Annotated in this window: 17 protein-coding genes; 11 read left to right on the forward strand and 6 right to left on the reverse strand. The window is 72.9% G+C overall.

Annotation, left to right across the window (positions count from 1 at the left end):
* Positions 1 to 27: 27 nt before the first annotated feature.
* The 4 genes from CFP65_RS42145 to CFP65_RS19315 all read left to right on the forward strand — a co-directional run bounded on the left by CFP65_RS42145 (position 28) and on the right by CFP65_RS19315 (position 9467).
* Positions 28 to 4446, forward strand: coding sequence for a hypothetical protein (locus tag CFP65_RS42145; protein WP_104817317.1), 4419 nt, complete (start codon positions 28 to 30; stop codon positions 4444 to 4446).
* Positions 4447 to 4789: 343 nt separating this feature from the next.
* Complete coding sequence (locus CFP65_RS19305) at positions 4790 to 5323, forward strand: hypothetical protein (RefSeq protein WP_104817321.1); 534 nt, start codon at positions 4790 to 4792, stop codon at positions 5321 to 5323.
* Between the two features lie 50 nt (positions 5324 to 5373).
* The gene (locus CFP65_RS19310; protein ID WP_158702249.1) at positions 5374 to 5769 is read left to right on the forward strand and encodes a hypothetical protein; all 396 of its coding nucleotides are present in this window, start codon (positions 5374 to 5376) and stop codon (positions 5767 to 5769) included.
* Positions 5770 to 6509: 740 nt separating this feature from the next.
* Positions 6510 to 9467 (forward strand): protease pro-enzyme activation domain-containing protein, encoded by a 2958-nt coding sequence (locus tag CFP65_RS19315; protein WP_158702250.1) that lies wholly within the window; start codon positions 6510 to 6512, stop codon positions 9465 to 9467.
* Positions 9468 to 9547: 80 nt separating this feature from the next.
* Here CFP65_RS19315 and CFP65_RS19320 read toward each other — a convergent pair whose 3' ends face one another.
* Positions 9548 to 10681, reverse strand: coding sequence for a sensor histidine kinase (locus tag CFP65_RS19320; RefSeq protein ID WP_104817326.1), 1134 nt, complete (start codon positions 10679 to 10681; stop codon positions 9548 to 9550).
* Positions 10678 to 11349 carry a response regulator transcription factor gene (locus CFP65_RS19325; RefSeq protein WP_104817328.1) on the reverse strand — a complete coding sequence of 224 codons (672 nt, stop codon included), beginning with the start codon at positions 11347 to 11349 and terminating at the stop codon, positions 10678 to 10680. Before CFP65_RS19325 ends, CFP65_RS19320 begins: the two co-directional genes overlap by 4 nt.
* A 233-nt stretch (positions 11350 to 11582) precedes the next feature.
* On the opposite strand from CFP65_RS19325, the gene CFP65_RS19330 reads away from it, so the two are divergent.
* Both CFP65_RS19330 and CFP65_RS19335 read left to right on the forward strand, forming a co-directional pair.
* Complete coding sequence (locus CFP65_RS19330) at positions 11583 to 13415, forward strand: phosphatidylglycerol lysyltransferase domain-containing protein (protein ID WP_168219615.1); 1833 nt, start codon at positions 11583 to 11585, stop codon at positions 13413 to 13415.
* A 283-nt stretch (positions 13416 to 13698) separates the two neighbouring features.
* Positions 13699 to 14427 carry a hypothetical protein gene (locus tag CFP65_RS19335; RefSeq protein WP_254552463.1) on the forward strand — a complete coding sequence of 243 codons (729 nt, stop codon included), beginning with the start codon at positions 13699 to 13701 and terminating at the stop codon, positions 14425 to 14427.
* Positions 14428 to 14495: 68 nt separating this feature from the next.
* On the opposite strand, the gene CFP65_RS19340 is transcribed toward CFP65_RS19335, so the two are convergent.
* On the reverse strand, positions 14496 to 17432 hold the full coding sequence (locus tag CFP65_RS19340) for a SpoIIE family protein phosphatase (protein ID WP_104817332.1): 2937 nt from the start codon (positions 17430 to 17432) through the stop codon (positions 14496 to 14498).
* Between the two features lie 221 nt (positions 17433 to 17653).
* Here CFP65_RS19340 and CFP65_RS40215 point away from each other — a divergent pair, with 221 nt between their 5' ends.
* The 5 genes from CFP65_RS40215 to CFP65_RS19365 all read left to right on the forward strand — a co-directional run bounded on the left by CFP65_RS40215 (position 17654) and on the right by CFP65_RS19365 (position 23683).
* Positions 17654 to 19108 (forward strand): rhodanese-like domain-containing protein, encoded by a 1455-nt coding sequence (locus tag CFP65_RS40215; protein WP_217368171.1) that lies wholly within the window; start codon positions 17654 to 17656, stop codon positions 19106 to 19108.
* Positions 19109 to 19193: 85 nt separating this feature from the next.
* Complete coding sequence (locus CFP65_RS19350; RefSeq protein WP_104817336.1) at positions 19194 to 19826, forward strand: DUF5819 family protein; 633 nt, start codon at positions 19194 to 19196, stop codon at positions 19824 to 19826.
* Positions 19823 to 20908, forward strand: a complete 1086-nt coding sequence (locus tag CFP65_RS19355) for an HTTM domain-containing protein (protein WP_174805552.1) — start codon at positions 19823 to 19825, stop codon at positions 20906 to 20908. The genes CFP65_RS19350 and CFP65_RS19355 overlap by 4 nt, the downstream gene beginning before the upstream one ends.
* A gap of 4 nt (positions 20909 to 20912) precedes the next feature.
* A complete protein-coding gene (locus CFP65_RS19360; protein WP_104817338.1) occupies positions 20913 to 23036 on the forward strand; it encodes an FUSC family protein in 2124 nt (707 codons plus the stop codon).
* Positions 23033 to 23683 (forward strand): TrmH family RNA methyltransferase, encoded by a 651-nt coding sequence (locus tag CFP65_RS19365; protein WP_104817340.1) that lies wholly within the window; start codon positions 23033 to 23035, stop codon positions 23681 to 23683. Before CFP65_RS19360 ends, CFP65_RS19365 begins: the two co-directional genes overlap by 4 nt.
* Positions 23684 to 23758: 75 nt before the next feature.
* Here the strand turns inward: CFP65_RS19365 and CFP65_RS19370 are convergent, their stop codons facing one another.
* The 3 genes from CFP65_RS19370 to CFP65_RS19380 all read right to left on the reverse strand — a co-directional run bounded on the left by CFP65_RS19370 (position 23759) and on the right by CFP65_RS19380 (position 26375).
* The gene (locus CFP65_RS19370; protein ID WP_104820985.1) at positions 23759 to 24979 is read right to left on the reverse strand and encodes a peptidoglycan-binding protein; all 1221 of its coding nucleotides are present in this window, start codon (positions 24977 to 24979) and stop codon (positions 23759 to 23761) included.
* Positions 24980 to 25074: 95 nt separating this feature from the next.
* Positions 25075 to 25545, reverse strand: a complete 471-nt coding sequence (locus CFP65_RS19375; protein ID WP_104817342.1) for an SAM-dependent methyltransferase — start codon at positions 25543 to 25545, stop codon at positions 25075 to 25077.
* 5 nt (positions 25546 to 25550) lie between these two features.
* Positions 25551 to 26375, reverse strand: coding sequence for a pyridoxamine 5'-phosphate oxidase family protein (locus CFP65_RS19380; RefSeq protein ID WP_104817344.1), 825 nt, complete (start codon positions 26373 to 26375; stop codon positions 25551 to 25553).
* Positions 26376 to 26547: the final 172 nt, after the last annotated feature.

The raw sequence follows: 26547 nt of genomic DNA on the forward strand, positions 1-26547 counted from the left end.
CCTGGCCCCTCGCACCAAGGAGAGCCGATGAGGCTGAAACCGTTCAGGGCACGGCGCCCGCTGGCGGCACTGTCCGCCGCGTTCGTCGCCGCGACCCTGGTCCAGGGCACCAACGCCTTCGCCGACACCGCCACCCCGCCCGAGGCGCTCACCGCGCCGTCTGCCGACAAGCCGTCCGAGGTCGTGCCCCAGGACCGGGACAAGGTCCTCGGCAAGGACTGGAAGACATCCACCGACCGGGCCTGGACCACCTCCGGCGACGCGGACGGCTTCCACGTCCTGACCGCCGACGCCAAGGCCGGATACGGCTGGCGGACCGCGGCCACCCTGAAGGAACCCGGTTTCGACGCCGACCAGTGGATCGGCAACGCCTGCGTCACCGGCTCCGGCAAGCGCCTGGTCGCCGTCTACGCGCCGCGGACCTTCACCAACGACGCCACCCTGTTCGCCCGCGGAGGCTTCGCCGCAGTCGTCGACCTGGAATCCGGCGTCGTGACCAAACTGGCCGTCAACGCCTCGCTCGCGTACTACAGCCCCGGCTGCGGTGCCGGCGAGCAGGCCGTGCTCACCCAGAGCGGCGGTGACGACAAGCCCGGCACCCGCCTGGTCACCGTGGACGCCACCAGCGGCAAGACGGCCGCCCCACTGGCCGTCGAGGGCCAGGTCACCTCCGCCGTTCCGGCCGCCGACGGCTCGTTCGTCGCGGCCGACACCGACCGGGTCGTCCGGATCACCACCGACGGCAAGCGTGCCGAGCTCACCCGCACCGACGGCACCCCCTTCCACCTGAAGCCGGACGCCGAGGGCGGCGTGGTCTTCATGGACCACGCCAACACCGCCGCCAGCGTCAAGCGTCTGCCCGGCCGCCCCGGACACGCCCCCACGGCGCGGCCCAAGGCGGACGTGCTCGCCACCGGTGCGAGCGACCAGCTCGGCCTCACCGCCGGTGCGGGCGGCCGGGTCTTCATCACCGGCGACCCGAAGCAGACCGGACACCTCCCCGGCCCCGTCAAGCAGGTGAAGGCCCCGGTCGAGGCCACCGTCTCCACCGAGGGTCGCTCCGTCGTCAACCAGACCCGCTGGGCCGACCAGAGCTCCCCGCAGCTCGCCTCCCCGACCGGCACCGACCCCCGCCCGGTCGCCATCGAACTGTCCGTCCCCGGCACCGGCCAGTCCGCGGACTTCACCGTGAAGCCGGCCGAGCAGCCGCTCGGGACGGCAGCCGTCGGATCGGCGCCCTCGCCGGCGCTCCGCTCCACCGCCAAGGGCGCCACGCAGGCCCCGTCCTCGCCGGCCAAGAGCAACGCGCCGAGCGCCGTCGCGCCGCGCTCGCTCGCAGCTGCCCCGGCCGCTCCGGCTGCCGCACCCACCGGCTCCAGCTCCGACCCGGTCGAAGCGGAGCGGGTCTGCGCCGTGCCGCGCAACGACCCGCGCAACCAGGCGATGCAGCCCAAGCCGCGCCAGGTCGAATGGGCCGTGGACCAGGCCATCGTGGGCAACCTGAACACCCCGCGCCCGGCCAACTGGAAGAACCTGGGCATGCCCGCCTACACCCCGCAGGGGCTCTTCCCCCCGACCGCCCTGGAGGGCGGCGGTCACATACCCGCGCAGATCATGCTGGGCATCATCGCCCAGGAGTCCAACATGTGGCAGGCCGCCCGCTACGCCGTGCCCGGGGTCACCGGCAACCCGCTGGTCGGCAACTTCTACGGGCGTGAGCTCTACAACGCCTCCAGCGCCGACGACTGGGACATCGACTTCGCCAAGGCGGACTGCGGCTACGGCCTCACCCAGCAGACCGACGGTATGCGCCTGCCCGCGTTCAGCCCCAAGGACACCCCCGCCTTCGCCTACCAGACGCAGCGCGCGGTGGCACTCGACTACGCGACCAACATCGCCGCCGGGCTGAACACCCTGGCGGAGAAGTGGAACACCACCCGCCGGGCGGGGATGACCGTAAACAACGGTGACGTCTCCAAGCCGGAGAACTGGTACTACGCCGCCTGGGCCTACAACTCCGGCTTCCACCCGAAGACCTCCGACGGCAGCCCGTGGGGCCTGGGCTGGTCCAACAACCCCGCCAACCCCAACTACCCGGCCAACCGCAAGCCGTTCCTCAACAACAACAGCTACGCGGACGCCGCCCACCCCCAGGACTGGCCCTACCCCGAGAAGATCATGGGCTGGGCCGCCTATCCGATCGAGGGCCTGGAATCCCCCGGCAAGACCGTGCCGGGCTTCCGCGCGGCCTGGTGGAACGGCAAGGACGCCAACCTCGCCGCGGCCAACCGCTTCACCAACTCCCCGCCGCTGAACCAGTTCTGCGACGACAGCAACTCCTGCAAGCCCGGCCAGTCCTTCACCCCGAACGCCCCCGATGTGGCCGGCGCCAAGGCCGGGCCCTGCGCCCACCAGAACGCGGGCGGCCAGTATGACCTGCACTGCTGGTACAACAAGCCGGTCACCTGGAAGAGCGACTGCTCCTACAGCTGCGGCAACGAGGTCATCCGCTTCAACACCACCTACCCTGAAGAGGCGGACGGCACCGCCTACCCGCCCAACTGCACCACCAACCCGGGCCTGCCGATCGGCGCCATGGTCATCGACGACCTGCCGGACGATGTCCCCTCCATCCGCCCCAACTGCCCACGCACTGCCAACAGCGGCACCTTCTCCCTGGACTTCGCCCAGGACAGCTCAGGGCACTTCCCTTCCAAGGTGGACCTCCACCAGCTCGGCGCCGGCTTCGGCGGCCACTTCTACTTCGCCCACACCCGCACCGCTGGCGCCGAGGGCGGCAAGCTCGCCGTCACCGGCACCTGGAAGCTGAACCAGGACGTCAACGGCCCCGCCCAGGTACTCGTCCATCTCCCTGACCACGGAGCCCAGACCACCCAGGCGGCCTACCAGGTGGAAACCGCCAAGGGCACGCGCACCCGGGTGATCCCCCAGCCCGGCACCGGCAACCGCTGGGTGCCGATCGGTACGTTCCTCTTCAACGGCAAGCCCACCGTGCGTCTCTCCAACGTGACCGACAACGGCACCGGCGACCAGGACATCGCCTACGACGCCATTGCGGTCGCCCCGGTCAAGGGACAGTTCGTGGAACGCACCTTCGACGCCGTCTCGGTGTTCGACCCGAACCAGAGCCTCGACAGCAACATGCCGTCCCAGATCAACACGCCGATGCGGGGGATGGACACTCTCTATGACTGGGCCAAGGGGCTGGCTGACCAGGGTCCGGGCTGGAACGACCATTCGACCAGTACGAGGGGTATCCTCGCCGACCCCGTGTGCGCGGCGGGGCAGACCGGCGCGTGCGTGAAGCCGGCTGTCGGTGCGGCGGCCAAGCAGTGGTACGACGATATCGTCAACGGCGGCCGTGCCGTCCGCTCCGACGGTTCGGCGCCCGCCATGTCGGAGCCGGTCTGGATGGGCATGGCCAACCGACGCCCCGACCCGGCAGCGACCGTGGACAACGCCTTCGCGTCCCAGGACAGTTACAAGATCAAGAGTCGAGTCACCGTCAGCTATCTGCTCGGCGACGACGGCAAGATCATCTCCGGCAGTGAGTTCGCGGACGGCGGGACACAGGTCGGCAATGCCCACCTGCCGAAGTTCGTCACCGGACTGATCCATGCCGTTGCGCAGGACTACGGCATCCCCGAGCCCGATCTGTCCTATGACGAGATCGACGCCTACCGGTACAGCGGCGGCAACAAGCTACACGTCAACCCGCTGGTGGACGGCGACACTCCAGGCCAGGCGTACCTGCCGCACACCAGGGGTGCCCGGCTCAGCGCCGACGGCCAGTGCGTCGATGTCCGCCACACCGGTGGTGGAGTGCACGGCTACCGCGCCATGACCGCCCAGCAGAGTGTCAACGACAACTTCAAGGCATGGGTGGACAAGGTCAACGGCAACGGCGCCGTCCAGCCGGCCGTAGCCCACGCTGTCAGCGAGATCTACCAGATGTTCTTCAAGAACCAGGGCCCGCTCGGCTACAACACCTTCGGCAACACGATCGGCAACGCCCCGCCGATCTGGCACAACATTGCCATGGCGTTCTGCGCGGACGGCTCGGTCAAGGCCACCCAGAACTTCCCCAACCGAGACTCCCAGCCGAATTACGGCCTGGTGTACCAGAGCTACATGCCCGACCTGTACCTCTACCTCGACGGCCGGCTGGTGGACAACGAGGGCAAGCCCACGGCCACGCCCGTTCATAAGGGAGACTGGAAGAACTTCTCGAACATCCCTCTGCTGAACAGCGACGCGGGCAACGCTTTCGGCCAGTGCGATGTCGATGCCCGTGGCAGTGGCGGCAACCCGTGGAACATCGGTATCCCGTTCCCGGTGATCGGCAACGCGCCCGGCGACATCCCCACCCGGATGAAGCACTGCGACGACACCGGCACCACCTTCAACAGCACCTTCACCCCCTGACCCCCGGGGCGGCCCGGTACTAAGGATCATCAAGCACATGGCACTCGGCGTGGTCTTTCTCGGCGGCATCTTGCTCCTCCTGGCCGCCGTGGTCGGAGCAGCTTGCTCCTACTGGGCATCCGGCTCCGTGCTCCGGCGAGCAGGAATGGGGTGCCTCTGTGGGGTAGCGATCGTTCTTCTGCCACTGACAGTGATCATCCTGCCGCTGTTCTTCATACGCTGAGCCTGCCGAGCGGTCGTCGGCAGCGGGCCGGTCCTCGGCTCACCTCGACAGCAGCCACGCCGGACGCCCTCGTGGTGGGGCCTGATCACGGGCCCCACCACCTGACCGAGAACCGTGCCCGTGTCCTCCCACCACATCACCCGAGCCGCACTCGTAGCGGCGCCGCCCGTCTTCACCACCACCCTCGCGGTCACCGCAGGCATAACCCCCACGCCGGCCGACCTTGTGTACTGCACCGTCATCGCAATGCTGCCCGCCGCAGGTCTTTGGCACTTCTCCCGGCACCTTCCGACCGGCCGCCCCGCAGAGACTCTGAGAAACCCCGGGGTATGGGCCGCCGTCACCACCGCGCTGCTCGCGTGCTTGACCATCGCGGCCTTCTGCTACGGGTACTTCTTCGCGTTCCTACTCGCCCCACTGCTCGGTATCTTCACGGCCTTCAGCGCTGTCGGCTGTGTCGCGCTGCATCGCCGGCGTCGTTCAGGAGTTGCCCTCTCCATCGTCCCTCCCACGACGCTCGCGATGATCGCACTCCTCACTACGGCCGCAAGCACGCTCACCAGTACTGTTCTGGCCGCCGATATCGTCCTGCTCATCCCGGCAGGGCTGACCTGGATCACCAGCCGTCAGCGAGACCCGTTCGAGAAGCCGTAGTCCAGGCCGGCCGGAACCGATGCGGCTTGATTCTCCATCCCGAGTACCCCGTGACTGACGGCTGCACCCCTTCGACTCTTCTGCTCGGCACCGCTGGAGCCACCGCCCTCGCCATCGGGGGCTGGTACGCCTGGCAAACTCAGGACCACACCCTGCGCGTCGCCACCGTCGCCGTCGCGCTGGTGCTCGTCGGGGTGATCGGCGCTGCCCGCGAACTCAGGCGGTCCTGCCGCAAGAGCGCCGCAGGAGCGGCGTTCCTCCTGCGGCTGTTTGCCACGGCCGCGCTGGCCCGGCGCCTCCTGCGCACGGGCCACCGGCTTGGCGCGGTGATCGACTCCCTCCTGCTCACCGGTGTCGCCTGGGCTGCCTTCGCTGCTCCCGCCGCTGACCCTGGTGGCCCGTTCTCGGCGGCCTGGCCACTGCGTCAGCAGCCCTCTTCGCCGTAACCGTCACCACCGCCCACCCCGAGTGGAGAACGGCTCGGCCACGCTGAGATACGTTCGTTCGAGGGTCTGGGTGAGCGACTCGACGATCTGCCGCAGTGGCGTGAACAGCCCCGTTCCGGGGCGTGGGGGGCGATGGCGTCTGGTTCCATCGGACCAAGGTTCGCCGACGGCCTTCACCACTCGCAGGGTAACGATTCGGGAACATTGAGGGTCCAGGTGAGGGTCAGGGGCTTCAGGTGTGTCGAATGCCACAATGGTCGGCCCCTGCGAGGTCACCCGTGCGGGTGCGTGGGCGATGGTGCGAGGAAGTGATCTTCGGGGTTGCCGGAGCGGCCTGGCTGCTGTCCGGTGAAGCCGCAGGTCAGTGGGGCGTAGCGGCTCAGCATGGCGCGGCGCCGAGCTGCCCGGGCCTGCGTGATCCTCTCGTTGTCCTGCGTTGGTGGAGCGCTCCGAGGGGCCTCCCAGGTACCGCTCAGGACACTCCCAGGTATCACCTTGGCAAAACCCGCCGCCCTCTCGGTGATGTTGTCTCTCCGGACTGATAAAAAGCTCATCAGGAAATCCCGCTGGCAGGTCCAGAGAGAGATGTCCGGATTGGTGTCATTAGCACCTGTTCGCCTCTCTCCCCCAGTGGTTGATTCGTGGGGGCTGAGCAAATCTTTCTTCAGTCGTTCATGGGGTCGCGCGCTTGTCCGGGGTTCCTCCTGTCGCTTGTCACAGCCATCCCAAGGAGAACGCGGATGCTCGACCCGTCGGGTCCCCAGCGGACGCCTCGCGCACGAGGCCCCCTCGGCCGCGCGACCACGCTGGCCGCCATCACCGTCGCCCTCGTGGCCGGTGCCGGTACGCCGAACGCCCTGGCCGCCCCCACCACTTCGCTCGCGCCGCAGCGCCTGAGCGGTGACCTGGGCCAGCTGCCCGCCGACGCGGTCAAGACCGCGGCGCCGGCCGGCGACACCCCCCTCGACCTGTCGGTCACCCTCGCGATGCGCGACGAGGCCGGTGCCCAGGCCCTGGCCGCCGCCATGACCGACCCGTCCTCGGCGGAGTACCACCACTTCCTGGCCACCGGCGAGTTCGCCAAGCGCTTCGGCGCGGACGCGGCCACCGTCGCCAAGGTCACCCAGGCGCTCAAGGACGCGGGCCTGCAGCCCGGCGCCCTCGGCGCGGACGGCCTGACCCTCCCGGTGCACACCACCGTCGCGGGTGCCAAGAAGGCCTTCGACGTCGACTTCGCGGGCTACCGCCTGGGCGACGGCACCTCCGCCTTCCGCAACACCGAGGCCCCGGCGCTGCGCGGCGACGTGGTCGGCTCGGTCGCCGCGATCACCGGCATGAACAGCACGGCCAAGCCGCACGCCCACCACAAGGGCGCGCAGGACCTGGCCACCGTGCCGGCCGCCAAGTACAGCTCCAACGCCTCGGCCGCCGCTGCCTACCCGCAGCTGTGCCAGAGCGTGAAGGACTACTACGCGGGCAAGGGCCGCATCGACGGCCGGGACTACTTCAGCCCCGCCTCGCTGGCCAACGCCTACGGCCTGAACGGCCTGAGCGACGGCGGCGCCGGCACCACCGTGGCGATCTTCTCGCTGGAGTCGTACTCCGCCCCCGCGCTGAAGACCTACCAGGACTGCGTGGGCACCAACGCCACCGTCAACACGGTGCTGGTCAACGCGGGCAACCCGGCCCCGGCCGACCCCGCCAAGGAGATCGGCCTGGAGGCCGCGCTCGACATCGACACCGTGGTGGGCCTCGCCCCCAAGGCGAAGGTGCTCTTCTACCAGGGCAAGGACGCCGCCCAGGCGACCGACGCGGACGTGATCAACACGTACCGTCAGATCGTCACGGACAACCAGGCCGACGTCATCTCGACGAGCTGGGGCTCCTGCGACTACGTCAACGACCGCAACACCCTGAAGGCGGAGAGCAACGTCTTCCTCCAGGGCGCCCTCCAGGGCATCTCGATGGTGGCGGCCTCGGGTGACGACGGCTCGACCGACTGCACCCGCTCCACCAACGACCCGGTGGCCCAGAAGCACCTGAGCGCGGACGACCCGTCCTCGCAGCCCTTCGTCACCGGCGTGGGCGGCACCACCCTCTCCGCCTCCGGCGAGACGGTCTGGAACCACGACCACGGCGCCTCCGGCGGCGGCGAGAGCACCTTCTGGGCGCTCCCCAACGGTGGTTACCAGAACGGCTTCAAGGCCCCCGGCTTCGACAACTCGCGCTGCGAGCTGCACGACGCCACCCACCTGTGCCGCCAGTCGCCCGACGTGGCCGCCGACGCCGACCCGGCGACCGGCTACATCGTCGCGGTGGGCGCGGGCCAGTGGATGCGGATCGGCGGCACCTCCGGTGCGGCCCCGCTCTGGGCGGCCGTCACGGCGCACGTCGACTCCACCCCGACCTGCACCGGTCGCGTGGGTCTGCTCAACACCCCGCTGTACCAGGCCGCCCGCACCGGCCGCAGCCCGCTCAACGACGTGACCGTCGGCAACAACGACGTCGACAACCAGCAGGGTGGCCTCTACGCCGCCGCCGCCGGTTACGACATGGCCACCGGCCTGGGCACCCCCAAGGGCGCCGAGCTGGTGAGCACCCTCTGCATGCCGGCCGCGACCTACCAGCCGGTCACCCCGAGCCGCATCCTCGACACCCGCAACGGCACCGGCCGCGGTCAGGTCGCCGGGCTGCACTCGGTCGACCTCCAGGTCACCGGCAAGGCCGGCGTGCCGTCCACCAACGTCACCGCCGTGGTGCTCAACACCACCGTGGTCGACACCGCCGCCGCGGGTTACCTGACGGCCTACCCGGCCGCCACCAAGCGCCCGCTCTCGTCCAACCTGAACTGGACCCAGGGCGGCGTCGTGCCGAACCTGGTCACCGTCCCGGTCAGCGCCGACGGCAAGATCACCCTCTTCAACGGCAGCTGGGGCGCGAGCGACTTCGTCGCCGACGTGGCCGGCTACTACACCACCGACGGTTCGGGCGCGCAGCTCGCTCCGCTGGCCCCGACCCGCCTGCTGGACACCCGTCGTCCGAAGGCCACCCTCGCGGGCAAGACCGGCACCTCCCTCCAGGTCACCGGCCGTGCCGGCGTCCCGGCCGGTGCCACCGCCGCCGTGCTCAACGTGACCGTCGCGGACACCGCCTCCAGCGGCTACCTGACCGTCTCCCCGAGCGGCATCGCGCGCCCGCTGGCCTCCAACCTGAACTGGGTGCCCGGCCAGGTCGTGCCGAACGCGGTCATCGTCCCGATCGGTGCCGACGGCAAGATCGACATCTTCAACGGCGGCCTCGGCTCCACCGACGTGGTCGTCGACATCGCCGGCTACTTCTCCCCGAAGGCCACCGGCGGCAAGTTCCAGGCCGTCAAGCCGGCCCGCCAGCTCGACACCCGTCAGGGCCACGGCGCGCTGACCAACGGCAAGGTCACCCCGCTGGCCCTGTCGGTGCCGGCCAACGCCACCTCGGTGACGCTGAACGTGACCGTCACCAACACCACCTCCCCGGGCTACCTGACCGCCTGGGCGGACGGCTCGACCCGCCCGCTGGCCTCCAACCTCAACTGGGTGCAGGGCAACACGATCGCCAACCTGGTGACCGTGCCCGTGCACAACGGCAAGGTGGACCTGGTCGTCTCCGGCTGGGGCCAGGCCGACGTGGTCGTCGACCTGTTCGGCTACTACAGCAACTGAGCTGACCGCTAGACACCTCCGGTAGCCCAACGCGGCGCCCTTCCCCTCCGGGGGGAGGGCGCCGTTGCCATGACCGGGGGTCAGGCGGGCAGCTCGGCGCGGAGCAGGAAGCCGCCGTCCGGGGTGGGGCCGGCCGTCAGGGTGCCGCCCAGCAGGGTGGCCCGCTCGCGCAGGCCCACCAGGCCGTGGCCGCCGCCCGGCAGTGGGTCGGGACGCCGGGCGGGCGGGCCGTTGCGGACCTCCACCAGCAGCCGGGGGCCGGCCGAGCCGACCCGGACGGTCAGCTCGGCGCCCGGGGCGTGCTTGCCGGCGTTGGTGAGCGCCTCCTGGACGGTCCGGTAGGCCGCCCGCTCCACCGCCTCCGGCCAGGGGCCCGGGCCCGGGTCGAACTCGGTGCGCACCGGCAGCCCGCAGCCCGCGACCAGCTCCGGCAGATCGGCCAGCCGGGGCTGCGGGTTGAGCGGCACCCCCGGCCGCACCCCCGCCGCCCGCAGCACCCCGACCATCTGCCGCAGCTCCTCCAGCGTGCGCACCGACAGCTCCCGGATGGTCCGCGCGGTGTCCTTGGCCACCGGGTCGGGCGAGCTGATCTGGAGCGCCCCGGCCTGGATCGAGATCAGGCTCACCTGGTGCGAGACCACGTCGTGCATCTCCCGGGCCAACCGGGCCCGCTCGGTGACCAGCACCCGCTCGGTCAGCAGCCGGTGCTCCCGCTGCTGCCCCCGGGTCAGCTCGTCCAGCCGGTCGGCCAGCTCGTGCCGGGTGCGGGCCAGCAGGCCCAGCGCGGCCGGCCCGGCGGCCAGCATCAGGCACTGGATGGCGTAGAGCGCGTTGTCCCGGTCCAGGGCCAGCGGGTGGTCCGAGAGCGGCCAGTGGAAGAACTCCACCAGGGCGAAGACGGTGGCGCAGAGCACGGTGACCCTCGGCTGCGCCCGGTGGGCGGCCACCGAGTAGACCGCGGTGATCGGCGCGATCCAGATGTAGCTGAGGAAGCTGCCGGGCAGGGTCAGCAGCAGCACCAGGACGGGCCACCGGCGGCGCAGCAGCAGGGCCAGGGCGGCCAGGGCCGAGAGGGCGACCGCCCAGCCGGGCGAGTCCTTGGCGACCAGGGCGGAGTCCACCCCGGCGAGCAGCACGGGCAGGGTGAGCAGGAACCAGGGGGCGGTGGTCCAGGCCGGCCGGGCCGTGCGGGCCGCGGGCCCGGCGGGGGTCATGCCTCGGGCTGCCGGGGCGTGCGGACCAGCCCCGCCCGGTTGGCCACCACGGCGGCCTGGACGCGGTTGGCGGCGCCGAGCTTGCCCAGGATGGCGCTGATGTGGTCCTTGACGGTGCCGGTGCCCAGGAAGAGCCGGTCGGCTATCTCGGCGTTGGAGAGCCCCTCGCCGAGCAAGGCCAGCACGTCCAGCTCGCGGCCGGTGAGGGTGCGGGTGAGCGCGGCGGCCTCGGCGTCCGGGCCGCCGCCCTCCACGTAGCCGCCGATCACGGTGCGGGTCACGGTCGGGGAGAGCACGCTGCCGCCGGCCGCCAGCACCCGGACGGCGTGCACCAACTGCTCGGGGGCGGTGTCCTTGAGCAGGAAGCCGGCCGCGCCCGAGCGCAGCGCGGTGCCGATGTACTCGTCGGTGTCGAAGGTGGTGAGCATCGCCACGGCGGGCGGGTGCGGCAGGGCGCGCAGCCGGCGCAGCGCCGAGATGCCGTCCAGGTCGGGCATCCGGATGTCGAGCAGCACCACCTGCGGGCGCAGCTCCACCGCCAGCTGCTCGGCCTGCCCGCCGGAGCAGTCGCCGACCACCTCCAGATCGGGGGCGGAGCCGACGATCAGGCCGAGTCCGGACCGGACCAGGACCTCGTCGTCCACGATGAGGACGCGGATCGGGGTCATGGTGCTTCTCCTCGGGGGTACGACCAGCGGTCGGGTGCGGCGGCAGGGGTGGTCCGAGCCGAAACAGGGGTGGTCCGAGCCTAAGACAGCCAGGCGCGCGGGGCGCCGCCCCCGCCGATCGGCGGGGTGGGAATCGGCTGCCCGGTTCACGTAATTCTCATCGGGGGTGAGCAACCATGGAGACGGCGGGGTGTGCGGATGCGCCCCCACATCTGATCGTTTGGAATTGAGCCGTGTCCTCCACCGTGAAGCCGGAGCCTTCCGCCGCCCCCGAGAAGCAGCCCGGTGCCGCCGCCCGGGTGCTGGCCCGCTGGCGGCCCCGCGCCGCCGCGACCACCGTCTGGTACCTGCGCCTGCTGGCGCTGCTGAACCTCGTCGCGGTGCTCGCGGTGCCCTTCCGGCACCAGGTGCAGCACCACAACGAGGGCGAGTACTTCACCCCGTACCTGCTGACCGCCGGTCTGACCTCGGTGGTGCTCTCGCTGGCCCTCGCGGTGGCGATGCGCCGGCGCAAGCGGGCCGCCTGGATCTTCAACACCGCGCTCTCCGGCTTCTTCGCCGTGCTGTACGTGGCGGCGATGCTGCTGCCGGAGTTCCACCGGCACGCCTTCAACTACGTCTCGACCGTGCTGACGGTGGTCTTCTTCCTGGCCTGCCTGATCGGGCGCCGGGAGTTCACCTCCAAGGGCGACCGCTCCAACCCGAAGACCGGGGTGGCCGCGGCGATCGGCGGCCTGCTGCTCGGCGGGGTGGTGGGCAGCCTGTTCGTGCAGGCGACCAACACCGTCGCGGGCGCGGACTTCTGGGACCGGTTCACCTACGCGTTCTTCCGGATGGTCACGCTCCAGCCCTCGGAGCACGCGATCAGCGTGATCTCGGTGCCCACCTGGGTGAATGCTTTCATCAACGCGATGGGCGCCGTGCTCTTCCTGCTGGTGATGTGGGTGGCCTTCCGCAGCCCGCGTGGCCAGGAGCTGCTGAGCGACGAGGAGGAGGCGAAGCTGCGCGTGCTGCTGGACAAGCAGGGCGGGCGGGATTCGCTGGGGTACTTCGCGCTGCGCCGGGACAAGGCGGTGATCTTCTCGCCGAGCGGGAAGGCGGCGGTCTCCTACCGGGTGGTCGGCGGGGTATCGCTGGCCTCGGGCGACCCGATCGGTGACCCGGAGGCCTGGCCGGGCGCGATCGAGGGCTGGCTGGCCGAGGCGCGCGAGCACGCCTGGGTGCCGGCCGTGATGGGCGCCTCCGAGGAGGCCGGGGTGATTTACGCCCGGCACGGTCTGGACGCGCTGGAGCTGGGCGACGAGGCGATCGTCGAGCTGGACGAGTTCTCGCTGGACGGCCGGGCCATGCGGGTGGTCCGCCAGGCGTACAACCGGGTGAAGCGGGCCGGGTACACCGTGCGGATCCGCCGCCACGAGGACATCCCCGAGGCGGAGATGGCCGAGCTGGTGGAGAAGGCCGACCACTGGCGGGACGGCGCCACCGAGCGCGGCTTCTCGATGGCGCTCGGCCGCCTGGGCGATGCCGGGGACGGCCGCTGCGTGATGCTGGAGTGCCACGACGGCCAGGGCGAGCTGCAGGCCCTGCTCAGTTTCGTGCCCTGGGGCGACAAGGGATTGTCGCTGGACCTGATGCGCCGGGCCCGGGACACCGAGAACGGCCTGATGGAATTCATGGTGATCGAACTCCTGCAGGGTTCGAAGCAGGTCGAGCTGGAACGCGTCTCGCTGAACTTCGCGATGTTCCGTTCCGTCTTCGAGCGCGGGTCGAAGCTCGGCGCGGGCCCGGTGCTGCGGCTCTGGCGCTCGGTGCTCGGCTTCTTCTCCCGCTGGTGGCAGATCGAGTCCCTCTACCGGGCCAACGCGAAGTACCGCCCGATCTGGGAGCCCCGCTACCTGCTCTTCGAGAAGAGCAGCGAGATCCCGCGGATCGGCCTGGCCAGCGCCCGGGCCGAGGGCTTCATCACCGCACCGAGCCTGCCCGCTCTGTTCCGTCGTCGACATGTCCGGTCCGCCGCTCCTGCGGCCGCCGGGCTGCCGGCGGCGGAGCGCAGTGGGAAGGGGTAGTCCCTCCGCCGGGGGGCGGAGGGGTGCCGTAGGGGTTCATCCCGAGGGTTGTCCGGCATATGGGGGGTTGCCCTCGGGGTTTTGTCAGACTCCAGGATGAGCCCGGATTCGGCTTTTAAGCTGAGGCATTCCGTATAGCGAGTCCTTAGTGTGGATGTAGTGGCCCGCGGCAGCATCCGGGGTGGATGGTTCCGGGCACGAAACGTGTAGGACCGAGAAGGAGCCGACGGGAGCTGCGGTCGTGAATCAGACAACCCACGCGGGGGGCGTGCGAAAGGGGCCGGTGGCGCATGCCAAACAGGCCGCTGTCGCCGAGTGGGGGGCGCTCTACGCCGCCGTTCGCGAGCAGGTGGTGCGCAAGAAGTTCGCGGCCGTGCCGCTCGCCACGACGGCGACACTGCTGATCCTGCTGTTCAGCATCGTCCAGCACCTGCCCGGCGGGGAGCGCTTCGTCACCCATCTGGGCGTGGTGAAGGCATCCCTTCCGCTCGACGTCTCGCTGCTGCGCACGCCGCTCTCGCTCTACGTGCCCGCGCTCGACCTGCCGGTCTGGGGCGCGCTGGCCCAGGTGCTGCTGGTCTTCGGCCTGGCCGAGATCGTGCTCGGCCGCCGGATGACGCTGGTGGTCGCCTACGTCTGCACGCTGGCCGGCACGCTCTTCGCCCGGGTCGGCATCGCGCTCGGCCCGGAGCACGTCCTCGGCTTCCCCAAGTGGGTCGCCTACGTGCGGGACACCGGCCCCTCGGCCGCCGTGGTGGGCCTGGCCGTGGTGATCGCGTTCCGGGTCCGCGCCTGGTGGACGGGCGGCACCGTGATCGGCGCGATGGCCCTGGAGGTCGCGCTCAAGCCGAACCTGGCGGGGCTGGAGCACATCGTGGCGCTGGTCTTCGCGGTGCTGATCGCCGTCTCGGTCGAGGTCTTCGGCGACTTCTGGCCGCGGGTGCTGGCCGGGGTCGGCGCCGCCACCTCGGTGGCGAACCAGGCGCGGCGGCGGGCGGCCATCGCCCGCTGACGTACCGGTCGCACGCGAGCCCTCGAGGGCGCGGGGCTCTGCCCCGCGCCCTCGCCGCGTCCGGGCCGTCAGCTCCGGGGGAGCGGCATCTCGAACCAGACCACCTTGCCGACGGCCTTGCGGGCCGTGCCCCAGCGCTCGGCGAGCTTGCTGACCAGGTTGAGGCCCCGGCCGTGCTCGTCGCCCGCGTCGGCGGGCTCCAGCGAGGGCAGGTTGTGGTTGTCGTCGCTGACCTCGACCAGCAGCTTGTCCACCCGGATCAGCTGGAGCTGGACGTGGTCGCGGGCCACCCGGACGGCGTTGGTGACCAGCTCGGAGACCAGCAGCTCCACGGTGTCGGTCAGCCCGGAGAGCCGCCAGGCGGCCAGCTGCTCGCGGACCAGAGCCCGGGCGTGCCGCACCTCGCCGGTGGCCACGCTCAGCTGCCAGGTGGCCACCTCCGTCGGCGGCACCCCGTCGAACCGGGCCACCAGGAGTGCGATGTCGTCCTGCCGGTCCTCCGAGTGCAGCCGCTCCAGCACCACGTCGCAGGCCTGCTCGGGGCTCTGTTTCGGGTCGATCAGGTTGCCGCAGAGCGCCGCGAGCCCCGCTCCTATGTCCCCGCCCCGGACCTCGACCAGCCCGTCGGTGCAGAGCACCAGCATCGAGCCGTCCGTCACCTCGATCTTCTTCGCCACGAACGGCACCCCGCCGACCCCGATCGGCGCCCCCGCCGGGATCTCCAGCAGCTCGCCGCTGCCGTCCGGGTGCACCAGCACCGGCGGCACGTGGCCGGCGCTGGCCAGCTCGCAGGTGCGGTTGATCGGGTCGTAGACCGCGTACAGGCAGGTGGCCAGGTGGTCGTCGCCCAGCTTGTGCGCCAGGTTGTCCAGGTGGCGCAGCAGCTGGCCCGGCGGCAGGTCGAGGGCGGCCAGGGTCTGCATCGCGGTGCGGAAGCGGCCCATCGCCGCCGCCGAGTGCAGGCCGTGGCCCATCACGTCGCCGACCACCAGCGCCACCCGGCTGCCCGGCAGCTGGATCGCGTCGAACCAGTCGCCGCCCACCTCGGCCCGGCGGTCGCCCGGCATGTAGCGGTGGGCGATCTGCACCCCGGGGATCCGCGGCGGGCTGGTCGGGATCATGCTCCGCTGCAGCGTGGTGGCCACCTTGGACTCGGCCCGGTGCAGCCGGGCGTTGTCCAGCGAGAGCGCGGCCCGGGCGGCCAGCTCGCGCAGGGTGGCCGCGTCGGCGCGGTCGAAGGGGGTGCGGTCGGGCAGCCGCAGCAGCTTGAGGATGCCGAGCACGGTGCCGCGGGCGGAGAGCGGCAGCACCAGCATCGAGCGGCCGGTCACTATCGGCACCAGGTCCTGGCTGCCCAGCGATAGCGCGTACTCCACCGCCACGTCCGGGGTGACCGTCTCCACCAGCACCGGGGAGTTCTCCTGGAGCGCCAGGCCGGGCGGGGTGGAGCGCGGCATCGACATCAGCGCGCCCTCCTCCAGCACATGCTCCCACTCGCCGGTGGCCGCGTTGAAGGCCCGGGCCACCCGGCGCAGCGAGGTGTCGTCGTCCGGCCGGCCGATCGGCAGCTCGGAGTCGGCGATCAGGCCGTCCAGCAGGTCGACGCAGGCGAAGTCGGCGACCCGGGGCACCAGCACCTCGCACAGCTCGCGGGCCGTGGTGTCGAGGTCCAGGGTGGTGCCGACACTGCTGCCGACCTCGCTCAGCAGGGCCAGCTGCTCGCTCGCCGGGCCGCTGGTCAGCACCTCGACGGCCGTGGAGGACTGGGCGGGCAGGGTGGTGACCAGCGCCGGGGCGGCGTGGCCGTGGGCGGAAGGTTCGATGGTGGGGCCTCCCGTGGTCGGGGCGGTGGAGTGCGAGCTCGCTCCCGGGCCGCTCTCGCTCGGGCCGCCGGGGCCGTGCGGGTTGCGGGGGGCGTCGGCGCTCGGGCCGGTCGGTGCGGCCGGGGGGTACGGCGGGGCGGCGCTGCGCGGGCCGGGCACGCCGACCGGCAGCAGGCCGATCGCGGCCTGGCCGGGCGCGGGCCGGGCCGGCTCTGGCGGCCGCCGGGCGGCGGACCGGGGCTGGACGGCGCGCTGCTGCGCCGTCGGGTAGCGCCGGCCGAGCCCGGCCGCGACCCGGGCCACCCCGGAGCCGGCCGGTTCGTAGGGCAGCACCGGCAGGCGGGTGGCGGAGTCGACCCAGAGCGCGGGGGCGCCGGTGCCGGTCAGCTGGGCCAGCAGGCTCCGGCGGCGCTCCTCGGAGCAGCGGGGCAGCAGGGCCTCGGCTGCGGCCAGGGCGGCGGCGCCGTCGGCGGGGGCGGGCGCGCCGGGGGTGGCGGTGACGGGGGTGAAGCCGGCCGCGATGCGGTGGAAGCCGCCCCGGCCGGCCGGGGCCGCCGCGTACGGGAGGAGGCGCTCGCCGAGGGCGATCCGGGGGCCGGCCGCGCGGAGCGGGCGGGCGTCGGCGGCCAGTACCAGGAGGGTGCGGCCTGCCGGTTCGGTGAGCGGGTAGGCCCACCAGAGCATGTCGCGCAGCCGCTCCTCACGGTCCAGCACCGCCATCGAACCGGCCCAGGGCAGGCCGTCGGCGCCGGTCAGCGCGGCCAGGGTGTCGAAGGCGTCGCAGCGGCGGCCCGCCCCGCCGGGCTGGCCGCCGGCCGTCTCCGGGCGGGGCTCCACGGCGGGCAGCAGCCCGCTGGCGGCCCGGCCCCGGGTGACCTCGGCGCGGTGGCCGAACAGCTCCTCGGCGGCCCGGTTCCACCGGTCGATCCGGCCGTGGGTGTCGACCAGCACGGAGGCCACCCGCAGCAGCGCGACCACCCCGGCGGGGCGGATGCCGGGCGGGACGACGGAACTGCGGGCGCTTGCCGGCGGGGGTGTGGCGGCGGGTGCGGGTGTGGCGGGGCCGGCCGGCCCGGTGGGGGCCGGTGGGTGGGGCGTGCCGTGGCTGCTGGGCGCGCGGTGCGTGTGCGGCGCGCTCGGCGTGTCCGGCGTACTCGGTGTGGAGTTTGGCTCGTCCGCCATGGATCCGGTCTGCTCCCGCCTGGCCGCTGCGCCTTCCTGATGTCCGCCCGGCTTTCGTGCGCCTTCCAGCGAAGCACGGAGAGGGGCGGGACTGATAGCTAATCGAGGAGATTCGTCAGTATCAGTTGCGTGTCGTGCGGGGCGCGCCCCCTGGTGCTCCTGATCCATCCGTCCGGACGGAGGCCGTCCGGGTGGCGGGGCGCTTGGGTAGGGTGGCGCGGGTGAGTGCCGAGACGCCTGCCCCCTGGACCGATCCCGAGCGGCAGCAGCTGGAGGAGTTGGTCGCCGCGACCGAGCTGGCCTGGCTGACGCTCGACGTCGAGGTGGAGACCCTGCGGGTCGAGATCGACAACTTCGCGCTGGTCCACCACGAGCTGCTCGGGCCGCTGTACGCCCGGCTGGACGAGCTGGACGCGCTGATCGCCGAGGCGGTGGCCGCCGCGAGCGGCGACCCGGAGGACCTGCGGCGGGCCGAGGAGGCCCGGCGGCTGGTCGCCGACCAGCCGGAGCTCGACGCCCTGCGGGACGCGGTCGCGGCGGCCGAGGCGGAGGCGGCGGCCGAGCCGGCCGAGCCGCCCACGGCCGGGCGGCGGGTGCGGCCGGACCGGGAGGCGCAGCGGGTCTACCGCGAGCTGGCCCGCCGGGCCCACCCGGACCTGTCCACCGACCCGGCCGAGCAGGAGCGCCGCTCGGCCTTCATCGCGCGGGTCAACGAGGCGTACGCGGCGGGCGACTCCGGCCGGCTGACCGAGCTCGCGGAGGAGTGGCGGACGGCCCCCGAATCGGCGCCGGACCTCGGCTCCCCCGACCGGCTCGGCTGGCTGCGGGACCGGTTGGAGTGGCTGCGCGGCCGGATCGGCGCCCTGGCCACCGAGCAGGTCCGGCTGGAGCGCACCCCGATGGGCGAGCTGCTGCAGCTCGCCCCGCAGGAGCCCGAGCGCCTGCTGGAGGAGCTGGCCGAGCAGCTGCTCGCCCGCGCCGCCGACCGGCGCGCGGAGCTGGAGCGGGTGCTCGGTGAGCTGGAGCAGCGGATGACGGGCGGCTCCTCCTACGGCGCGGCCGGGGCCGATGGGCCCGGGGGCGGCGGCCCGTACGCCGGGCAGACCGGGGTGGGCGCGGCTGACGCCGGCGACCACGGTGCGCGGGGCGCGGGCGGCGACGCCTACGGCGCGCCTACGGCGGCCGGCGTACCTGGTGGGGTGGCTGGGCAGGAGACCGCCGGCGCCTACGGCGCGCCTACGGCCGGGCAGGCGGCTGGGCAGGGGGTCGGGCAGGGGGTCGGTCGGGACGCCGCCGAGGGGTACGACAATGGTGGGGCCGATCACCACAGGACTCAGGAGAGCTCGACGATGTTCACTCAGCTGCCCAGCACCGACGCCGCCTCGGTGCCCGATGACGCTCTGCTGCTCGACGTGCGGGAGCAGGACGAGTGGGACGCCGGGCACGTGGACGGTGCGCTGCACATCCCGATCGGCGAGGTCGTCGAGCGGCTCGGTGAGTTGCCGGACGGGAAGCTCTACGTGGTGTGCCGGGTCGGCGGTCGCTCGGCGCAGGTGGTGCAGTACCTGGTGGCCCAGGGGCGGGAGGCCGTGAACGTGGACGGCGGGATGTTCGCCTGGGAGGGCGCCGGGCGGCCGATGGTGAGCTCGGACGGGCGGGACGCCTTCGTCCTCTGAGGGCCCGGGGGCCGGCGGACCCCTGTCGCGGGTGCGGCCCGGTGGGGCAGGATGACCGGGCACACCGCGCTGGGAGGAGGCCGCCGTGGAGCCACGGGTCTGGTCCCGCCCGGCGAAGGCGGTGCTCGGGGTCGGCGGAGCCGGGCTGGTGCTCGGCACGCTGGCGTTCCTGGCGGCGCTGTTCCTGCACGTCGCGCCCGCCAACGTGCTCTCGCAGCGCTACCAGGCGCAGGTCGACGCGGTGGTCTACCCCGAGTTCGAGCAGAACTGGCGGCTCTTCGCGCCCAACCCCGTGCAGCAGGACCAGCACCTGGACGCCCGGGTGCAGACCATCGCCGCCGGGCGGATCACCACCCGGGAGTGGGTGGACCTGACGGCGCAGGACTACGCGGCCGTCCGGCACGATCCGGCGCCCGGGCACGTGGCGCAGAACCTGCTCCGGCGGGCCTGGGACTTCTACGCCTCCACCCACCCCTCGGGTGACGGCCCGGCCGACGAGGAGCGCGGCCGGCTGGCCGAGGAGTACCTGAAGCGGGCCGGGCTGGCCCGGATCGGGGCGGTGGCGGCCGGGGAGCGGGTGCTCCAGGTGGAGTTCCGGCTGCGGACGGCCGCGATCGGGCCGCCGGCCTGGAGCCGGGAGGACCCGTCCGCGGCCGTGCCGGACCGGGTGCTGCCCTGGTGGCCGGTGGACGGGACCGACCTGCGGGGGCTCGGATGAGGCTCCGTCAGGCGGTCGGGGTGTTCCTCGGACGGCCGGTGGGCCGCTACCAGGCGGCCGTGCTGCGGATCGGCTTCGGGCTGGCCTGGGCCGCGTACCTGCTGCGCGAGTGGCCCGAGCGGCGGGTGCTGTACGGCGACCGCTCGCCCTGGTCCGAGGAGTTGGCCGGGCGGCTGCTCGCGCAGACGCACGCCTTCACCGTGCTCCCGTGGCAGCACGGGCGGCTCTGGGCGGAGCTGGTCTACCACCTGGCGATCCTGGCCGCGCTGCTGCTCGCGCTCGGCTGGCGGACCAGGGCCAGTGCGGCGCTGTTCGCCGTCACCGTGCTCTCGCTGCAGAACCGGGACGTGCTGATCGGGGACGGCGGCGACAACCTCGTCCACCTGATGGCCCTGTACCTGCTGACGGTGCGTTGCTCGCTGGTCTGGTCGCTGGACGCCCGGCGGCTGCGGCGGACCGGCCGGAGCGGGGCGGTCTGGCTCTGGGCCGGGCTCGGGGCGGCGCTCGCGCTGCTGGAGCCCGGGCCGCGGGCCGGGTGGTGGCTCTGGGTGCTCTGGGCGGTGGCGGGGCTCTGGTGGGCGGTGGACCGGTGGTGGCCGACGGGCGAGCCGCGGGCCGTGCTGGACGCGCTGGCCACCATGCTGCACAACTGCGGGATGCCGGTGATCGCCGTCCAGGTGGTGCTGGTGTACGCCACGGCCGGTTGGTACAAGGTGCAGGGCTCGCGCTGGCAGGACGGCACCGCGCTCTACTACCCGCTGCACCTGGGCTACTTCACCCCCTGGCCCGCCCTCTCCGGGGCGGTGGCCGCGCTGCTGCCGGTGGTCTTCCTGCTCAGCTACGGCACCGTGCTGCTCCAGGTGGCCTTCCCGTTCACCCTGGCCAACCGGCGGCTCAAGAACGTGCTGCTGGTGGTGGTGATGGCCGAGCACCTGGGGATCGCGGTGCTGCTCGGGCTGCCGTTCTTCTCGCTGGCGATGCTGGCGGCCGACGCGGTCTTCCTGCCCACGGCCTGGCTGCTGGGCGCCGAGCGGCGGATCGGGCAGTGGACGAGGTCGTGGCGGGCGCAGGCCGTAAGCTGACGATATGTCCTGGTCTGCGGCTCTGGGTGCCACCGTGAAGGCCGGGCTGCACCTGGACCGGCGGCTGACCAGCCCCAAGCGGGCGCTGCGCGGGGCGGTGGCGGTGGCCGTGGTGGTCTTCCCCGCGCTCGCGCTGGCCGGGCCGGCCGCCGCCACCTCGGCGGCGATGGGCGCGTTCATCGCCGGCACCGCCACCTTCCAGCGCAGCTTCCGGCCGCGAGTCTCGCTGGCCGTGGCGGCCGGGATCGGACTGGGCGTCAGCACCTTCCTCGGCTACCTGGCGGTCGGGGTGCCCGGGGCCTTCCCGGTGCTGCTCGCGGTCTGGGCCTTCGGCGCCGGGATGGCCTGGTCGATCGGGCCGAGCAGCGGGGTGGTGGCCGCCAACACGCTCTCGGTGATGCTGGTCGTGGTCCAACTGCCCGTCAGCGTGCCGACGGCCCTGGGCCACGGGCTGCTCTGCGCGCTGGGCGGCGCCGTGCAGGCGTTGGTGGTGACGGTCTGGCCGATGGACAGCTGGCGGGCGCAGCGCGACGCGCTCGCCGACACCTACGCCTCGCTGGCCGACTACGCCCGGCGGCTGCGGCAGGACCCCACCGCGCACGTGGACCCCGAGCCGTTCATCCTGGCCCGGCAGGCGGCCACCCTGACGCCCTGGCAGGCCCGGCACCGCCCGCCCGAACTGGCCGGGCTGCGCGGCATCGCCGAACGCGTCCGCCCTGCGCTCGCCGCCCTGGCCGACCCCAAGGTCGGCGCCCCCGAGGAGGGCCCGCAGCGCGACCGGGCGCGGGAGGTGCTGGCCGCCTCGGCCGAGGCGCTGGACTCGCTGGCCCGGGCGATCCGGCACGCCGAGCCGCTGCGCGCCACCCGCTCGGCCCCGGCGCTGACCCTGCTGGCCCCCGAGGAGACCGCCGAGGCCCGGCTCACCGGCCCGGCCCGGCGGGCCGCCCGGCGGTTGATCACCCTGCTGCGCAGGGCCGCCGACACCTTCGACAAGCAGGACCAGGAGACCGTCTCCACCCCCACCGTCGGCCCCGGCCTGCGCCGCCCGCCGCTGTTCCGGCTGGTGCCCACCGCCTGGCAGGCCGTCCGCCGCCAGCTCCAGCCGCGCTCGGCCGTCTTCCAGCACGCCGTCCGGCTGGCCGGGGTGGTGACGGTGGCCTACCTGACGGCCAAACTGCTCGGCCTGCACCACGGCTACTGGGCGCCGATGACCGCCGCGATGGTGATGCGGCCCGACTTCGCCCAGACCTACAGCCGGGGCTTCGCCCGGCTGGCCGGCACGGTGGTCGGGGTGGCGCTCAGCACGGCGGTGGTGCAGGCCCTGCACCCCGGGCAGTGGCTCTCGGTGGCGCTGGCCGTGGTCTGCATCGGCGGGGCCTACCTGACGCTGCGCACCGGGTACGCGCTGATGACGGCCTGCGTCTCCTCCTACGTCGTCTTCCTGCTCGGCATCCAGCTGGGCGAGCCGTACCGGACGGCGGTGGACCGGGTCGGGCTGACCCTGGTGGGCGGGGTGGTCGCGCTGCTCGCGTACGCGCTCTTCCCCACCTGGCAGACGGCCCGGCTGGCCGAGCGGCTGGCGGAGTGGCTGGCCGCCGCCGGGCGGTACGCGGGGGCGGTGCTCGGGGTCTTCGGCGAGCCGGCCCGGCGCGGGAGCGGGGAGGTGCGCAAGGCCCTGCTCGATTCGCGGGAGGCCCGCTCGGAGCTGCTCCAGGCGATCGAGCGGGCGGACGCCGAGCCGGTGCGGCACTCGGCGCACTCCCCCGAGCTCTCCCGCAAGCAGATCGACCGGGCCCGGGCGGCGGTCGGGCTGCTCGGGCGCAGCGTGGTGCTGCTCGAGGCGCACCTGCCGGAGGCGGACGCGGCGCCGGTGCCGGGGGCGGCGGAGTTCGCGGAGGAGCTGCGGTACGCCACGGCGATCGCGGCGGCGGCGCTGCTGGTGGGTCAGGAGGTGGACTTCGAGGGCCTGCGCAAGGCCCACCGGCAGTGGGAGGAGCAGCTGGCGGCGGCCGGGGCGGAGGGGGACGCGGTGCGGGTGGCCCGGGCGGGCGGCCGGCTGGTGATGCAGGCGGTGGGCGACCTGGAGAAGGCGGTGCGGCGGCGGGGGCCCGTACCCTCGGGGGCGTGAGCAGCGAAGGCGTGCCCCAGGTGGGGGAGCAGTACGACGAGGATCCGGACCGCGAGATCGGGGTGGGGCCCTACCCCGGGCCGTGGCCGGAGGGGGAGCAGTACGACCCGGAGCTGCTGGCCGGCGGCGACCGGCGCAACGTGGTGGACCAGTACCGGTACTGGCGGCACGAGGCGATCGTGGCGGACCTGGACACCCGGCGGCACGGGTTCCACGTGGCCGTGGAGAACTGGCAGCACGACTTCAACATCGGGTCGGTGGTGCGGACGGCCAACGCCTTCCTGGCCCAGGAGGTGCACATCGTCGGGCGCCGGCGGTGGAACCGGCGCGGGGCGATGGTGACGGACCGGTACCAGCACGTGCGGCACCACTCGGACGTGGAGTCGCTGGCGGCGTACGCGGCGGGCCTGGGCATCCCGGTGATCGGGATCGACAACCTGCCGGGGGCGGTGCCGCTGGAGACCTTCGAGCTGCCGGAGCGGTGCGTGCTGCTGTTCGGGCAGGAGGGGCCGGGGCTGACGGAGGCGGCTTGGGCGCACTCGTCGGCGGTGTGTTCCATCGCGCAGTACGGGTCGACGAGGTCGATCAATGCGGGGGCGGCGGCGGCCATTGCGATGCACTCGTGGATTCGGGTGCACGGCAGATAGTGCAACGGGCTGTTCTGTGGGTGGGCGCGGGGAGGGCGGGGGTTGGCCGCGCCGTTCCCCGCGCCCCCGATCGGATCACGTGAACAGTTTTCTCCACGTGTCCGGGCCGGGGTAGCCGTCGGCTTCGGTGCCCTGCCAGCCGAGGGAGTGTTGGAAGTCGGCGACGTTGAGGCGGTCGCTTTCGGACCAGGTGGGGCCGGGGCCTTCCGTGTAGTGGCGGCCGAAGCCCTTGCGGACGAGTTGCTCGCCGAGCTGCTTGACGGAGTCGTTGGACTGGCCGGGGCCGAAGGCGGCCGTGCCGGGGAAGGGCGGGGCTGCCGAGGCGGGCGGCGGGGGTGCCGGGGTCGGGGGGATGTCGTGGCCGTGGCCGGTGACCAGGAGGTTCCAGGTGTCCTTGCCGGGGTAGCCGTCGGCCTCGCTGCCCTGCCAGCCCTGGGCGCGTTGGAAGGCCTCGGTGGCGCGGCGGTCGGCCTCGCCCCAGCTGGGGTCGGGGCCCTCGCCGTAGAAGCGGGCGGCGCCGCGCTGGACCAGCATCTCGCCGAGCCGCTTGACGTAGTCGTTGGTGCGACCGGGGCCGAAGGCGTCGGTGCCGGGGAAGAGGTCGGCGGTGCCGGCGGCCAGGCCGCGGTAGCGGTAGGGGACGTAGGAGTCGGCGTGGCTCCAGTAGGCGTACGGGGTGGCGCGGCGGCGGGTGGTCGGGCGGGTCTGCTCGTAGGCGAGGTAGCGGGTGTGGGCGGAGTCCTGCCAGCCGCCGAAGAGGACGGTGTGCGAGCCGCCCTGCGGGTTGTCGCTGTTGTTGTAGACCAGGATGTCGCCGGGCTGGAGGTCGGCGGGCGCTATTCGGTCGGCGAAGTCGGGCAGGGTCCAGGTGGTCTGGCTCGAGCCGAGGCCCCAGGCCATCGAGACGTAGCCCGAGCAGTCCTGGCGGTAGCCGTCGCTCCAGTAGCTGCTCATGCTGTACGGCACCTGCTGGTCGACCCAGCGCTGGGCCCGGGCCATGATCTCGCCGCGGGTGGTGGCGGCGGCTGCGCCGCGGGTGTGCGGGGTGAGGGTGCGGCCGCCGAAGAGCGGGCTGACCTCTCCCTGGGGGGTGTCGGTGTCGGCGGGGCTGCTGGTGCCGCCGGCCCTGGGGGCGGCGCCGGCGGTGGCGGCGGCGCCGAGCACGGTGGAGACGGCGGCCATCAGGACGGCGGCGCGGCGCGCCCGGTGGGGGGTGGGGCGGGGCCGCGGGCTGCGGCGGGCGGCGCAGTCGCCGCAGCCGCAGCTCGCGTCCGGGGCTATCTCGGTGAACTCCATCAGCACGGGGGTGCCCTCCTCAGATGAGAGCAGATGTGTTCCACCGTGAGCTGAGGACGAATCAGGACAATGGTCACATAAAAGGAAAATATAGGTCAGTAGTAGTCGCGCATCAGTTCGGTGGCCCAGGCCGGCTGACGGGTCTCGCCGAGGGGCGCGAACTCGGCCATGTACGGCTTGATGTCCAGGACGGGCGTGCCCTCGACGGCGTCCAGGCCGAGCACGTGGATGTCCAGGCCGTCCGTCTTGACCAGGCGGCAGCGCGAGACGCCGATCCGGTTGGGGCGGTTCTTGCCGCGCTGGGCGAAGATGCCGACCAGCGGGAGGTCGGGGTTGTTGCGCGGGTGGCGGTGGCCGGTCTCGATCTTCGCCAGCGGCACCCGGTCGAAGTGGAAGACCACTTCGAGGTGGGAGAAGTCGGTCAGGCCGGAGACGGCGTCCGGGGTGAAGCGGGACTCGTCCAGCCGGATCACGGCGGCGACCCCGCCCCACTCGAAGCGGTCGTCGACCTCGGTGCGGTCGCTGCGGTGGACGGTGGCTATGGGGTCCAGAACGATCTCGGTCATGGCGGTCAGTATCGGGCCGTCGGCGGGTTGGCGGGGGAGTATTCCGGGGCGGTCCAGGTGAGGGGGGTCGCGTGGGCGATCTCGACGGCGCGTTCGACGGTGAACTCGACGCCCTCGCGGTCGGTGCGGGCGGTGCCGGAGAGGTGGAGGGCGGAGCCGGTCTCCCAGTCGGGGAGGAGCAGGGCGGCGGCCGGGTTGAGTTCGAGGTTGCCGAGCGTCATGAAGAGCTGGTTGCCCGGGTACTCGGGCCAGCGCAGGAGGTTCGGGGCGGGCGAGGTCAGGAAGCCCGGCAGGCCGCCCCGGTGGGAGGCGTCGGCCTTGCCCAGGGGGTCGGCGGTGGCCACGAAGAAGGTGTCGGCGGTGGTGGTGAACAGCCGCTGGGCCGTGGTCAGCTCCGGGGTGTCGCTGACCAGGCAGGGGGTCTGCGGGCGCTCGACGTCGAGCGGGGTGCGGCGCTGGATGTACTTGGGGCAGTTGGCGAAGACCTGCTCGGTGGTGATGGTCAGGCCGCCGTCGGCGGTGGGAGTGGCGAGGCCGTTGACCCGCATCCGGCGGCGGCCGGCCGAGTCGAGGGCGATGGTGCCGACCTCGGTGGGCCCGGTGAGGCCGCCCGCGAGCGGGTCCACGGTGGCGGGGCGGGCCGCGACGGTGAGGGTGTGGTCGTCGGGCGCCTGCAGGAAGCCCGCCGGGCCGGAGAGCTGGGTGATCCAGAGCCGACCGGTGGGGTCGGGGGCGGCGAGGACGAGCGTGCGGCGTTCGGTGAGGAAGCGGGCTGCTACGGCGGGGATGGTGGTGCGGATGGCCTTGGCGGCTTGGGTTGCTGTTGGCATGCGGGAACTCCCTCTGGGGGCGCGGGGAACTGCGCGAGGGCGGGAGAAGCGGAGTCGTCATCTCGCCGGGGGAGCCAGTTGCACCGTCAACGGATAGTGCAAGTGGGCGATGGAGTAAGACAGCCGGAGGTGCGGGATTGGCCGCGCCGTTCCCCGCGCCCCTGGCCTTACC

Origin of the sequence: Kitasatospora sp. MMS16-BH015 (assembly GCF_002943525.1) — a bacterium.
In the GTDB taxonomy this organism is placed as follows: domain Bacteria; phylum Actinomycetota; class Actinomycetes; order Streptomycetales; family Streptomycetaceae; genus Kitasatospora.

Coding starts and splice junctions, on each gene's coding strand:
- CFP65_RS42145 (WP_104817317.1), top strand. CDS start 28: ATGAGGCTGAAACCGTTCAGGGCACGGCGCCCGCTGGCGGCACTGTCC.
- CFP65_RS19315 (WP_158702250.1), top strand. CDS start 6,510: ATGCTCGACCCGTCGGGTCCCCAGCGGACGCCTCGCGCACGAGGCCCC.
- CFP65_RS19320 (WP_104817326.1), bottom strand. CDS start 10,681: ATGACCCCCGCCGGGCCCGCGGCCCGCACGGCCCGGCCGGCCTGGACC.
- CFP65_RS19325 (WP_104817328.1), bottom strand. CDS start 11,349: ATGACCCCGATCCGCGTCCTCATCGTGGACGACGAGGTCCTGGTCCGG.
- CFP65_RS19340 (WP_104817332.1), bottom strand. CDS start 17,432: ATGGCGGACGAGCCAAACTCCACACCGAGTACGCCGGACACGCCGAGC.
- CFP65_RS19355 (WP_174805552.1), top strand. CDS start 19,823: ATGAGGCTCCGTCAGGCGGTCGGGGTGTTCCTCGGACGGCCGGTGGGC.
- CFP65_RS19360 (WP_104817338.1), top strand. CDS start 20,913: ATGTCCTGGTCTGCGGCTCTGGGTGCCACCGTGAAGGCCGGGCTGCAC.
- CFP65_RS19370 (WP_104820985.1), bottom strand. CDS start 24,979: ATGGAGTTCACCGAGATAGCCCCGGACGCGAGCTGCGGCTGCGGCGAC.
- CFP65_RS19375 (WP_104817342.1), bottom strand. CDS start 25,545: ATGACCGAGATCGTTCTGGACCCCATAGCCACCGTCCACCGCAGCGAC.
- CFP65_RS19380 (WP_104817344.1), bottom strand. CDS start 26,375: ATGCCAACAGCAACCCAAGCCGCCAAGGCCATCCGCACCACCATCCCC.